The sequence below is a fragment of the Paraburkholderia bryophila genome (genome assembly GCF_013409255.1).
Lineage (GTDB): Bacteria > Pseudomonadota > Gammaproteobacteria > Burkholderiales > Burkholderiaceae > Paraburkholderia.
On sequence record NZ_JACCAS010000002.1, the window covers coordinates 2,703,170 to 2,716,541 of the forward strand.

The window sequence follows — 13,372 nt, forward strand, 5'->3', positions numbered from 1 at the left end:
TCACATCTCGCCGTGCGAATGGGCGGTCGCGTCACGGCGCACGGCAAGTGCCGCCGGTGCGTCTCTCGCTGCGTCCGCATGAAACACGGGGGCTTCGCGCGCGGGCGCGAGCTGTGCTCCCGCTGAGGGTGTGGCCGCCGGAGCGCCGTTTCCTGGCGCCGCATCGGCGCGACCGTACTGGTCGTCAAAGCGCACGATGTCGTCTTCGCCGAGATAGTGGCCCGACTGTACTTCGATGATCTCGAGGGGTGTTTTGCCCGGATTTTCGAGCCGGTGCACGGTGCCGACCGCGATATACGTCGATTCGTTTTCGCTTAGCAGGAAGGTGCGTTCGCCGCAGGTGACTTTCGCGGTGCCGCGTACCACGATCCAGTGTTCGGCGCGATGGTAGTGCATCTGCAGCGAAAGCCGTTTGCCCGGCGCGACGACGATGCTCTTGACCTGGAAGCGCTCGCCGACGGCGAGCGAATCATAGTGACCCCATGGTCGATGAACCTTGCGATGGTCCTGGGCTTCGGCAAGCTGTTCCGACTTGAGTCGTGCAACGACCGACTTGACCCGCTGTACTTCGTTCTTGTCGACGACTAGAACGGCGTCCGCGGTCTCGACCACCACGACATTCTTCAGCCCGACGCAGGCCACGAGGCGTCCGTCCGAATGGGCGAAGCAGTCTTCGGTTTCCTCGAACATCACCCTGCCGCGGCCGACGTTACCGTCGGGATCTTTCGGCATGATTTCCCAGATCGCGTCCCACGATCCGACATCGGACCATCCTGCGGCGAGCGGCACGACAATGCCGGTGGGGAAAACGGACTGTTCCACGCCGGTCAGGCGTTCCATCACGGCATAGTCGATTGAGTCCGAAGGGCAAGTCTCAAACGACGCGGTGTTCGCCTTGAAGAAGTCGCCTTCGGTCGTGCCATTGCTCCAGGCGGCGTCGCAGGCGAAGAAAATCTCGGGCTGGAGCGCTTCGATGGCGGCCAGCCAGGTCGATGCGCGGACAACGAAAATGCCGCTATTCCACCAGTATTCGCCGGACTCCAGATACTGTTGCGCCAGTTCCTGATGCGGCTTTTCGACGAACTGTTCAATCGTATGAGCTCGCGCCGCACTGCGGATATTGGGCAGCGGCACGCCGAGCTTGATATATCCGTAGCCGGTTTCGGCCCGGCGGGGCAACACGCCAAGCGTGACGATGGCGCCGTTCTGAGCGTATTGAGCCGCTTGCGCTACCGCGTGCTGGAAGGCCTTGGTGTCGGTCACGACATGGTCTGCGGGCATCACGGCGAGCACTGGGTCGCCATGACGGGCACGAGCGTCGAGTGCCGCAAGCGTGAGCGCAGGGGCGGTGTTGCGCGCAGCCGGTTCGAGCAGGATCCGCGCCGGGGTGCCACTTGCGTGGAGCTGAGCGGCGCTCAGGAACTTGTGCTGTTCACCGCAGACCACCAGTAACTCGTTGACGAGTCGCGCGTTCTCGATACCATTGAGGCGCCACGAGGTCGAGCTCAGCAGCGATTCGTTTGTCAGGAACCCGATTAACTGTTTCGGATGATTTTCTCGGGAGAGTGGCCACAGGCGTGTGCCGGATCCGCCCGCGAGAATAACGGGGAGAACCTGAGGCACGCTCTCGTCGACGTCGCGGAGGGTTTTGCTGGTCGTAGTGTCTTTCATTGACGCACTCCGGAGGAGGTGTGGAGACGAGGGGACAATCTGTTGCGCGTACTTTCCGCGCGACGCTCCGTCTGTTCGGTCCCGGTTACCTGAGCGAGCGCTTGCGCGCCGGCGTCACTCGCCGTGGGATCGGTTTGCGGCTGACTGCGAGCCGAGATCGCCCCGGGGTCTGCCGGGCGGATCATGCCGATGAACGGCATGCCGTGTTGCAGGAATGGGCCGTCGACTTTGGAAAAGCCGAAGCGCTTGTAGAACGATTCGCGATGAACCGGCGAGTGCGTCCTCAACGGAGCATGTGGCCAGCGCTCGGACGCCGCGCTCAGTACGTGCTCGATCAGACGGTCGACGGTGTCGTCGTCGCGATGGGTGGTATGGGTCAGTTGCTTCTCGATCGTCGCTTCAGGGTCGACCTCGTCACCTGGACGCAGACGCGCATAGGCCACGACCAGCGATTCGCCCTGGACGGTATCCAGCGCGAAGACGTGGACCGCGTTCTCATCTTTACCGTCGATATCCTGATGCATGTGCGCATCGTCCACGACGAGGATGGCATTGCGCGCGCGCAGAATCAGATAGATTTCGACTGAAGTCAATTGCGTGAATTCGCAGCACTTCCAGTCCATGATGTGTACCTCGTTCGATTGCGGGGCGAATAAACTCGTTGGAAGCCACGAGATCCGCTGCGCCGTCGGGGGTGCGAAACCGACTGGTTTCACATGAGTAACGATAGTAGCGAGCGCCGGGTGAAGTCTCTGTTCGACAGAATACCGAGGGGCGATTCACTCGTACCGCGCGCGTGAGGAGCGGATCCCCGGTCAGCGCGGATGGGCTCGACGGGGACCGTTTGCCCGGTCGGAGCCGCGCGGAATGTTCCGCTCAGAGCGCGCGTGGAATCACGCTGTCGATAGCCGGCAGCACAGGCATTTCGTTGCGGGATTCCGTGACTGGCGCCGCACTCTCCGCGTCGGGAGGCATGGCGAGTTCACCCTGCAGCCGACGATACCCGTCCATTACAAACTCGAAGAATGCAGCGCGGAATCGTTCGTTGCTAAAACGCTCCGCATTGCTCCGGCAGGCTACGGGGTCGAATGCACCTGGGGGCATCGCCTCGAAGCGGTCGAGGGTTTCGATCAGGGCGTCGGACGTCTGCGCATCAAAGAACATCCCCGTCGGCTGCGGGTGGGGAGCGGCCCGTACCGACTCGCGTACGCCTCCCTTGCCATACGCGATCACCGGGGTACCGCATGCCTGGGCTTCAACCGGTGCGATACCGAAGTCCTCTTCCGCGGCAAAGACGAAAGCCTTGGCCCGTTGCAGGCAATCGTGCAACACATCGAATGGCTGGTAGCCCAGCAAGGTCACGTTGGGAGTCGCCCGCGCACGGATCTTCGCCATGTCCGGACCGTCCCCGATCACTACCAGTTTGCGCTCCGGCGTGCGTGAGAAGGCCTCGACGATCATATCGATGCGTTTATAAGGCACCAGGCGCGACGCGGTCAGATAGAAGTCGTCTTTGACGCTACGCAGGGTCAGGCCATCGAGATCGACCGGCGGGTAGATCACCGTCGAGTTGCGCCGGTAGACCTTGAGGATACGACGCGCGACGAAGCGTGAGTTCGCCGCCAGCAGATCGACACCGTTCGCCGAACGTGCGTCCCAGTTGCGGATGTAATGCAGCAAGGCGCGCGCCAGTCCCGATTTGATGCCGCGGGCGAGTCCCGCTTCGTTCAGATACTGATGCTGCAAATCCCACGCGTAACGCACCGGCGAGTGAACATAACTCACGTGCAATTGATCGGGACCATTGAGCACGCCTTTGGCCACCGCGTACGAACTGGACAGAATGACGTCGTAGCCCGACAGATCGAACTGCTCGATGGCAAGCGGAAACATTGGTAGATAGGCGCGGTACTTTGCCTTCGCGAACGGCAGCCTCTGGATGAATGACTTGCGAACCGGGCGTCCGCGCAGGCAGGAACGGTCCTCCAGAAAATCGACGAGACTGAAGATGTCGGCCTGCGGGAAGCAGTCGATCATCTGCGCGAGGACGCGTTCCGCGCCGCCGCTCACCGTCAGCCAGTCGTGAACAATCGCTACCTTCAAGAGGGATTCCTTCGAGGTTTCATTGCTTGCCGGTCTTTGTATCGGAAGTGCAGCACCGCGAACCGGCGACGCGGGCAGCACCGTACTGCGGCGATTATCAACATAAAGTCACGGCTGCTGTGTACGCAGCCTTACCGTAGCGCGAGCTCATCACCGGAATCTGATTGCCTTGCGTGGTGACGAGGCATTCGTTGGCGGAGCCCCGGGATTTTTTCGGCGGAAATCTTGCAGGGCTAGGGGAATCTTTAAATACGGTCAAGTTATAACAATTGAATTCTTTGACCCTGCGCCTGAAGGTAGACTTTGCCGGTATCACGGATAGCTAGTTCGGATACCGTATGGTATGGATGACCAGATCGTAAGGTTGCATGTGAGTGTCATGTCGTCAGGCAGCCTGGGGAATTTCTCGCCAGTTGGCTGAGGAATCGGATTGGCAGTCGCTTTGGTTCGTTGTATCTCAGGTCGAGAGCGGCGTCGAAGGCAGGTTTCCTTCAAAGCAGATGTTGAACCCCAGTGTGTGCACACTGATGTATGCCTATGGATAACGCCTTGACCTACCGGTCTAAAAATCTGACTGCGCAATTATTGAAGATAACCGGACCGTTCGTCGTGGTCGTTGTAGCTGTGCTGGTGCTCGCAACGGTCAGCATCCGGATCATGTCTTCGGCGCGAACCTATATCGTTGGTGAGAGCCTGTGGTCGAAAGGGCAGAAAGACGCGATCTTCTACGCGAACGTCTATGCGGAGACCGGAGACGAAAGCGTCTATCGGCGATATCTGTCTACTGTCGAGATCTTGCGGAATCTGAGGCGTTTGCGTCTCGAGCTTGAGCAGGGTGTGCCCGATCCTCGTTTCGCTCGCACCGCACTGGTCGACAGTGGCATCGCGCCGGAGGACGTTGGCGGCGTCATCTGGGTGTCGCGGCTATTCCGGCACACCACTTACTTCAACGACGCGATGAGCTACTGGTCACGCGGAGACGCGGCACTGGAGCGGCTTGATCGGATCGTAGGTCTTCTGCACGAGAGGCTGAGTGGCGGAGTACCTGCGGGGACGACTGCGGGGACAACCGCGGCCGGTCTCGCCAGCTCGCTCAAAGTGCAGATATGGCAGGTTAACACCGACATCGCGCCGCTTGCGCGCGAGTTTTCGATGGTACTCAGTACGGCGTTTCGCCGAACGGCCACGCTTCTGATGGACACGGATCTCTGCGCGTCTATTTTGCTTCTGTTTCTGTCGACGTTGCATGTCAGGCGATCGTTAGTGGAACGCCGACGGGTGGAGATCGCGCTCCGGGAAAGCGAGGCGAGAGCCAGAGCGACGCTCGACTCGATCGGTGAGGCGGTTGTCGTGACGGGACCTTCGGGATATATCGAGTCGCTCAATGCCGCCGCCGAACGGATCTCGGGGCATCCTGCTTCCGCATGCGTCGGCAAGCGCCTGGTCGACACGCTTCGTCTGGTCTACGAGGACAATCGCGAACCGGTCGATCTGATGTCGGACGAACATTGCCAACAGAACGGCGCCGGCGCGACGACGGGCATGTTGCTTCAGCGTAGCGACAACAAGGAGATTTTTGTCCAGGCGGTGACTTCGCCGATCAACGACTCACGGGGTCATTCCGATCAGAATGGACACGTCGTGATTCTGCGCAATATGACGCGCGAGCGCGAGTACATCGAGAATCTGGCGTGGCAGGCATCCCACGACGCGCTGACTGGACTGGTGAATCGTGCGGAATTCGAAAAACGTCTTGGCCTCGCGCTTGAGCGGTCGTACAGGAATCCTCAAGCGAGGCGGGCATCGGCGCTCCTGATTCTCGATCTCGACCGTTTCAAGGTTGTCAACGACACGTGCGGTCATGCGGCGGGTGACGCTATGCTCCGCGAAGTCGCGCTGCGATTCGGAACGTGCGTGAACCAGGACGATACTATCGCGCGCCTGGGGGGAGACGAGTTCGGCGTTCTGCTCGACGACTACAGTACAACGGGCATTGAGCGCGTCACTGAGGCGCTTCGACGATGCCTGCAGGATTTTGTGTTTGTGTGGGAGGCGCAGCCTTGCACCACCAGCGTCAGTGTCGGCGTGGTGAGTCTCGGCGAGATCGATAGCGGCATGAGCTTGGAGCAAATACTGCGGCTTGCCGATGTGGCCTGTTATATGGCGAAGGAACGAGGCGGAGACCGTGTACAGCTCGCTGATCTTCACGATCGGGAACTGCGGGATCACGTGGACGAGGCGTCGTGGGGGCGACGTATCAAGCAGGCCATGGAAAACGACGAATTCTGCCTTTACGTTCAACCGATCGTCGAAATCGGCGGCGTACAGTCGCCTGCCGGACCGAATTGCTTTCACGCGGAGCTGCTGCTGCGCATGAACGCCGGCGGCAATATCGTTGCACCCGGTCAGTTCATTCCGGCCGCGGAGCACTACGGTCTCATGCCGGCCATCGACCGCTGGGTCGTTCGCATTGCCCTTGAAAGACTGTCTCGCATTCAGACGCGAAACTTCGCTCAATATGCAATCAATTTGTCGGGCACATCGATCGTGGACGAGCGCTTCCTTGACTTCGTGCGTGAGCAGTTTGCGCTCACCGGCGTCTCCCCCAGCCTCATCTGCTTTGAAATTACCGAAACGGCGGCGATCGCGAATCTCACTGCCGCGGCGCGGTTCATGCGCGAGTTGACGTCGTTAGGTTGCCGCTTCGCTCTGGACGATTTTGGCGCGGGCATGTCTTCGTTCGGCTATCTGAAGCAACTGCCCGTCGAATATCTGAAGATCGACGGAAGCTTTGTGAGAGACATGGTCAACGACCCGGTGAGTTTTGACATCGTGGCGGCGATCAACGAAGTAGGGCATGCGATGAAGTGCCGGACGATTGCCGAATATGTCGGCAGTGAGGAAGTGTTGAGGGCCTTGCTCCGCATGGGGGTGGATTGTGCGCAAGGATATTACGTGGGACAGCCGGTCCCCTGGCTTGAGGCGGACGTGCATACTGAGGAGGTTTAATGGTTGACTCGTTTTCGAGAGAAGGTGATCTGAAAGAGCTTGCAAGCTACCCGCTATGGTTGCAGGACCTGGTAGCCGAAACGCACTCCGCCAGGCAGCAGGTGGTGGCGCATCCTATATTCGCGGCGATGAGCAGTGCGCAGATAGACCCAAAGGCAATGCGCGCATTTTTCGTCAATGGCTGGCCGGTAATCGATCAGTTCCCGCAGTACATGGGGATGAATCTGCAGAAACTGGGCCCAAAGGAAACGCCGGGCACGAGAATGGCCCGCCGGTATCTCACGCGCAATATCCGCATCGAGCAGAACCATGCCGACTACTGGGTCGACTGGGCCGCCGCGCACGACGTCTCGCGCAATCTGATGCAGGAAGCGTCGGGGTCTTCTCTGGCTTACGCCCTGAGTCATTGGTGCTGGAAGAGCTGCAATAGCGATGCATTGCCGGTGGCGATCGCAGCGACCAATTTCGCCATTGAAGGGGTGACGGGAGAGTGGTCTTCGCTTGTTTGCAGCAGCGATGCACTGGAGCGTAGCTATCCGGATGAAATTCGCAAGCGTGCGATGCGGTGGCTCAAGATGCATGCGCATTATGACGACGCCCATCCGTGGGAGGCACTCGATATCGTGGCGACGCTATTGGGGCGGGCTCCGCGAACGCAGGATGTTCGCGACGTACAGCGTAGCGTGAAAAATAGTTACGAGTATTTGAAGGTCAGTCTGGATTGCTGCCTTTGAGCCGCGTCTGGTAAAGGCACCGACTCGCCTGTAATCGAGAGGCGGGCATCGCGTATCGTTTATCGTGACAAACCGCCAATAATCCACCGCATGACAGAAGACATGCTCCTCCGTTTTTTACAGGAGGAGACTTTTCGATGCGGCATGCGTTGCAAGTCGCCGCTGTCCACTTCGAGGGAGCGCACGTGCGCCGGTTCGGAAAACGGCCACTCGCGAGCGACGGCAAACGTCGATCCTTTCGGCAGATTGTCGAACTTTTCCCGGTACGCGTTGATGGCAACGGCTTCCCGCACAGCGGCTTCTTCTGACACCGTTGCGATGAAGTCGTTTAATTCGGGAAGGTGGACGCACCATAACGTTTCACTCATAAATCCTTCTTTAACACTTCCTGAAAATGTTGGCGTAGCGCACATCATGGCGTTGCGTCGATGCGCTATTGGCGAGACGAAAGGAGCGTTATTCAGTCTGAATATTATCGTCGACCGTTCAGGCGTGCGGGGTGCGCGCCATCACCTAAACGTGACAATGCTCTGCGAAGCGTCCGCTATTCGCGCAAGAAGGTGAAGTGAGAGAAGAAGAGTTGAGAGAGGGGTGCCGGCTCGGCTCTCAAGCCGCCGGATTCGACGGGACTGCCGCCCTTCGACATGATGGCGGCATCCCTATCGAATCCGTTGCCTGAGAGGCGATTGCAACGAAGCCGTGTGTTACCACCAGGTTTCCATCTGCACGCCGACTGTGGAACCGGTGCGTGAGGTGCCGAAGACGCCCGTGCTCGACAGCGGGTCGCCGGGTGTGGCGGCGTTCTGGGCGGCCTGGTTCCAGTGCGCATACGTATAGAACAGACGCAGTTCCGGACGCGACCAGTACGCGCGGTCCATCGACAGCGTCAGCGCGATGCTTGCCTTCAGCAGGGTGCGCGTAGGTCCACCGTCTGGGGTCACGATATCGCGCCCAATATCACCCTGCAGCTTCACGTTTTTGGTAAACGCGTAGGATGGGCGGATACCCATGGACACCCAGGTCTCCGATCCGGTCGGCGCGATAAATCGCTCGTAGAGTCCGACCATTTGACCGCCGAAGTTCTGGTTGAATTGCCAATCGAACCCGTCGATCAAACGTATCGCTTTGTAGCTGCTGTCGTTCGTCAGGTTGCCGGTGTAGCCGAGACCGATGTTCGCGCCCGGCGTATCCGCACCCGCGCCTACGCCGTACTGCAGCGCCAGCTGGTTTTTGCCGCCCAGCAGGTTGGTCTGGATGTGCTGCACGGTGATCGACCAGCCGGAATGCGCGTCCTGCGGCACGCCGTCGGCGCCGATGATCGGCGCGTGACGCTCGATGTACGAGACGCCGAACTGCAATTCGCCATTCGGATTCGGGTGAAAGCCGGTCAACTGCACGTCGTGACGATCGACCAGATTCGGCGCGTCCTGATAGTCCTGACGGAAGAACGCATAGCTCAGCTTCAGACCGTGGCCTACCGAAACGTTGTCGATACCGGCGCCGAGGCCGGTAGGATTCCAGTAGTAAGTGTCGATCATGTCGACGTTGTAGCGGTGGTAGTAGATCCGGCCAAGCCAGATGCGCGCGGTGTCCATACCTGGAATATTGGTCAGCTGGACATAAGACTGCGGCAGGCGAACGAATCCGCCGCTGTTGGGCCCGAAGGTCGGCGCCCGGTTCAGCGGGTTGTACAGGTTGACCATGCCGACGGCGGACAGCTGCATGCCGTTGCTGAATTGGTAGAGCTTCTGATCCAGTTCCAGTTCGCTATAGATATTGCATTCGTTGCCGAGCCGATATTTGCTGGCGGCGCCGGCCAACTGGAAGCACTGTTGAGAATGACCATCGCTGGTGCCCGCGCCGACGCGCAAATAGCCGTGGAATTGCGTCCACGACTGCCCACCCAGTAACGAGGCGAAACTCGGCGTGGGCGTAGCCGTTGCACCAGGGTCGGCGTCGGAAGGAATCGCGCCGGTTGCGCCGGATTTGGCGGCCTGCTCGCTCTGGTTTGCCGATATTTCGGTTGGGACATCGGTGTCCGCGTAAACAGGACCCGCGACGCTCGCAATCACGGTGGCAGCGGCAATCAGTGTTGGCCGGAAATACTTCATCGTCTTCTCCAAATGTCTGGCCGGACTCTGACGATCCGGCCTTTTTGTACGCCCGCAACCTCGCCGCGTTGCGCTCCCGTGGGAACGCAACGCCGCTTGATTCAGGCGGTGTTTGCGAAACTGAAAACGGCGCGCGTTTTATTGCAGGCGCGGTACCGCGGTGCCGTCCGCATGGAACAGATGCAGTGCCGCCGCCGGTAACGCGAAAGGCACGCGCGAACCCAACGACGGGCCGTGATGGTCGACCTTCACCACCAACGGTTGATCGAGCAACGGGGTATCCAGATGCAGGAAGGCATGCTCACCCAGGCGCTCGATATGGACCACTTCACCAGTCAGATCGCCGTGCCCCGTCACCACGTGCTCGGGCCGGATACCGAGGGTCACCCGTGCGCCGGTCGCTAGCCCACTGCCGTGCACGCCTGCTACCAGCGGCGTCATGCCGGCGTTGACCTTGACCTTCACCTGGTGGGGAGCGGCTTCCGTCACGCTGCCCGGGATGAAATTCATGCCCGGCGAGCCGATGAACCCCGCCACGAACTGGTTGGCAGGGTGGTGGTAGAGCGTGAGCGGATCGCCCACCTGAGCGATGCTCGCCACGCCGTTCTGGCCGGCGAGCGGCCGCAGCAGAACGATCTTGTCGGCGAGCGTCATGGCTTCCACCTGGTCATGCGTGACGTAGATCATGCTGGTGGAACTCTGCAACTCGCGGTGCAGGCGGGCGAGCTCGACCCGTGTCTTGACGCGCAACGACGCGTCGAGGTTGGACAGCGGTTCGTCGAACAGGAACACCTTGGGCTTGCGCACGATCGCGCGGCCGATCGCCACGCGCTGACGCTGCCCGCCGGACAGCGCGCCGGGTTTGCGCTCGAGCATCGGATCCAGATGGAGTGCGGACGCTGCCGCCTGCACACGCTGGCCAATTTCATCTTTCGGCAGGCCCAGGTGTTTAAGGCCGAACGCCATGTTCTCGTACACGGTCATGTGAGGGTAGAGCGCGTAGCTCTGGAACACCATCGCGACATCCCGCTTCGCCGGCGGCAGGTCGTTGACCACCCGCCCGCCGATCTGGATCTCGCCGGCACTCGGATCGTCGAGGCCCGCGATGATCCGCAACAGCGTCGACTTACCGCAACCCGACGGGCCGATGAACACGCAGAACTCACCCTTCTCGATGGTGAGATTGACGTCCGACAACACGGGTGTGTCGCCGAACTGTTTTTGCAGATGGGTCAGCTGGATCTGGCTCATGCGACTCCCGACTGGATATCGTCGGCCTGGAGATGAGCAAAGAACGCTTGCGTCGGTCCGAGTTCGATGCAGGCCTCGCCCAGTCGACTCTCGAAGCCACTGTCGTCACATGGCCTCAACCGCTGGGTCAATCTGATCGGATACTGCGCCGGCCGATCCGACAGGTTGAACGCGCACAACATGCTTTCCCCCGCATAGGTACGGCGGAACGCCACCACCTGGTCATGAACCGGGAGCAACTCCATGTCGCCGAAATGCAGTGCGGGATGCTGTTTGCGCCACGCGATGAATTGCCGGTAGAAACTCAGCACCGAGTTGGCGTCGTCGGCCTGGCGAGTGGCGCACAGTTCCACGTGCTCGGGATTGACCGGCAGCCACGGGTTCTGCTGACTGAAACCGCCGTTCGAGCCCGGTTCCCACGGCATGGGTGTGCGACAGCCGTCGCGTCCTTTGAAGTCCGGCCACATGGTCTGGCCATACGGATCCTGCAGCAACTCGAACGGCACGTCGCTTTCCGGCAATGCCAGTTCTTCGCCCTGATAGATACACACGGCGCCCGGCAACGACATCAGGAATGCGGCAAGCAGCCGTGCGCGCTGCTGCGGAGTGCCGCCGAGATCCTGCCAGCGACTGACGACGCGTGCGACGTCGTGATTGCCGAGCGACCAGCACACATATGCATTGCGTGCCTCGTTCAGGTAGTCGGTGAGCACGCCATGAACGTAAGTCGGCTGACAATGTTCGGTGAGCAGCGTAAACACATACGCCATATGCAGGCGCTCTTCGCCCAGCGTGTAGGCGGCCAGCGTCGGGTACTGCAGATCGTCGCCGATCTCGCCGATACTGATTGCTCCGGGGTGGGCGTCGAGCAGCCGGCGCAGCCGGTTCAGGAAGATCAGATTCTCGGGTTGCGTCTTGTCGTACAGATGGCGCTGGCGCGCATACGGATTGTTACGCGGTACGCCGGCGCCATGCTGGTCGGCCGGCATGGCCGGATTGCTTCGTAGTTGCCGGTCGTGCACGTAGAAATTCACGGTGTCGAGGCGGAACCCGCTCACGCCGCGCTGCAGCCAGAAGTTCGCGACGTCCAGCACGGCATCCTGCACGTCGGGGCAGTGGAAATTGAGGTCAGGCTGGCTGCTCAGAAAGTTGTGCAGGTAGTACTGTTCACGCCGGGTATCCCATTGCCAGGCCGAGCCGCCGAAAATACTCAGCCAGTTGTTCGGCGGCGATCCATCCGGCTGGGCGTCGGCCCACACGTACCAGTCCGCACGGGGATTGTCGCGGCTCGCACGGCTCTCCTCGAACCACGGGTGTTTGTCGGAGGTGTGGCTGAGCACCAGATCGATCAGCACTTTCAGTCCCAGTTCGCGCGCGCGCGCCACCAGTTCGTCAAAATCATCGAGCGTGCCGAACAGGGGGTCGACATCGCAGTAATCCGAAACGTCGTAGCCGAAGTCCCGCATCGGGCTCTTGAAGAAAGGCGACAACCAGACCGCCTCGGCCCCGAGCCCGGCAATATGGTCCAGACGCGCGACGATACCGGGCAGATCTCCGACGCCGTCGCCATTGCTGTCCTGGAAGCTACGGGGATAGACCTGATAAATGATGGCGCCGCGCCACCAGTCGTTGTTCTTTTTCATGATCTGCATGATGTGTTGATTACCCTTTGACTGCGCCCGCCGTCAGGCCGGACACGATGTGACGTTGAAACACGATGACGAGCAGGACGAGCGGTACGGTCACCATCACGGAGGCCGCCATGATGTCGCCCCAGGGCAACTCGTTGCTGCTCGAGCCGCTGATCAGCGCGATGGCGACCGGAACGGTGCGTTCATCGGACGACAGCGTGAAGGTGAGGGCGAACAGAAACTCGTTCCACGCCGCGATAAACGCGAGCAGTGCGGTAGCCGCCACGGCCGGCCACAACAGCGGCATGAAGATGCGGAAGATCAGCGTCAAGACACCGACACCGTCCATCAACGCGGCTTCCTCCAGCTCCTTGGGCAGGTCGCGCATGAACGTGACGAGAATCCACACCGTGAACGGCAACGTGAAGATCAGGTCGCTCAGCACCAGCGCGCCGAGCTTGTCGTAGAGGCCGAGCCAACTGACCAGTTCGAACAGCCCCGACAGCACCGTCACCTGCGGGAACATCGACACCGCGAGAATGGTCATCATCAGCGTGCCGCGACCGCGAAATCGCACGCGCCCCAACGCATAGGCCGACAGTAGTGAGAGTCCGAGGGACAGCGCCACGACACTGCCGGCCGTCAGCAGCGAATTGCACAGGTCGGTGGCGAACGGCTGGTTCTTCATCACCGACACGTAGTTCGCGAACGACAGCCGGGACGGCAGAATGTCGCTGGAGAAAAGTGCGTCGCCGGTTTTGAACGACGTGCAGATCGCGTAGAACAGCGGAAACACCGAAAAGACCAGCACCACGGCGGAGGTCAGGTAGTAGCCGAGTACCAGCAGAGGATCTTTTTTCAT

10 protein-coding genes are annotated in these 13,372 nt (G+C 60.5%); 2 read left to right on the forward strand and 8 right to left on the reverse strand.

Features of this window, described 5'->3' with window-relative positions; translation table 11 throughout:
* From GGD40_RS33040 to GGD40_RS33050, 3 genes are all read right to left on the reverse strand, one after another.
* On the reverse strand, positions 1-1,671 hold the full coding sequence (locus GGD40_RS33040; protein WP_179746496.1) for a mannose-1-phosphate guanylyltransferase/mannose-6-phosphate isomerase: 1,671 nt from the start codon (positions 1,669-1,671) through the stop codon (positions 1-3).
* Positions 1,668-2,294, reverse strand: a complete 627-nt coding sequence (locus tag GGD40_RS33045) for a GNAT family N-acetyltransferase (protein WP_179709831.1) — start codon at positions 2,292-2,294, stop codon at positions 1,668-1,670. The genes GGD40_RS33040 and GGD40_RS33045 overlap by 4 nt, the downstream gene beginning before the upstream one ends.
* A gap of 253 nt (positions 2,295-2,547) precedes the next feature.
* Complete coding sequence (locus tag GGD40_RS33050) at positions 2,548-3,774, reverse strand: glycosyltransferase family 4 protein (RefSeq protein ID WP_179747135.1); 1,227 nt, start codon at positions 3,772-3,774, stop codon at positions 2,548-2,550.
* Positions 3,775-4,311: 537 nt separating this feature from the next.
* Here GGD40_RS33050 and GGD40_RS33055 point away from each other — a divergent pair.
* Both GGD40_RS33055 and GGD40_RS33060 read left to right on the forward strand, forming a co-directional pair.
* On the forward strand, positions 4,312-6,783 hold the full coding sequence (locus GGD40_RS33055; protein ID WP_179746498.1) for a putative bifunctional diguanylate cyclase/phosphodiesterase: 2,472 nt from the start codon (positions 4,312-4,314) through the stop codon (positions 6,781-6,783).
* The gene (locus GGD40_RS33060; protein ID WP_179746499.1) at positions 6,783-7,517 is read left to right on the forward strand and encodes a TenA family transcriptional regulator; all 735 of its coding nucleotides are present in this window, start codon (positions 6,783-6,785) and stop codon (positions 7,515-7,517) included. The genes GGD40_RS33055 and GGD40_RS33060 overlap by 1 nt, the downstream gene beginning before the upstream one ends.
* A gap of 59 nt (positions 7,518-7,576) precedes the next feature.
* On the opposite strand, the gene GGD40_RS33065 is transcribed toward GGD40_RS33060, so the two are convergent.
* The 5 genes from GGD40_RS33065 to GGD40_RS33085 form a co-directional block, all read right to left on the reverse strand.
* Positions 7,577-7,885 carry a hypothetical protein gene (locus GGD40_RS33065; RefSeq protein ID WP_179746501.1) on the reverse strand — a complete coding sequence of 103 codons (309 nt, stop codon included), beginning with the start codon at positions 7,883-7,885 and terminating at the stop codon, positions 7,577-7,579.
* A 336-nt stretch (positions 7,886-8,221) separates the two neighbouring features.
* On the reverse strand, positions 8,222-9,628 hold the full coding sequence (locus tag GGD40_RS33070; protein ID WP_179746503.1) for a maltoporin: 1,407 nt from the start codon (positions 9,626-9,628) through the stop codon (positions 8,222-8,224).
* A gap of 138 nt (positions 9,629-9,766) precedes the next feature.
* Entirely contained in the window at positions 9,767-10,879 is a 1,113-nt protein-coding gene (locus GGD40_RS33075; protein ID WP_179746505.1) for an ABC transporter ATP-binding protein, read from the reverse strand.
* Positions 10,876-12,531 (reverse strand): alpha-glucosidase family protein, encoded by a 1,656-nt coding sequence (locus GGD40_RS33080; protein ID WP_179746506.1) that lies wholly within the window; start codon positions 12,529-12,531, stop codon positions 10,876-10,878. Before GGD40_RS33080 ends, GGD40_RS33075 begins: the two co-directional genes overlap by 4 nt.
* A 10-nt stretch (positions 12,532-12,541) precedes the next feature.
* The gene (locus tag GGD40_RS33085; protein ID WP_179709817.1) at positions 12,542-13,372 is read right to left on the reverse strand and encodes a carbohydrate ABC transporter permease; all 831 of its coding nucleotides are present in this window, start codon (positions 13,370-13,372) and stop codon (positions 12,542-12,544) included.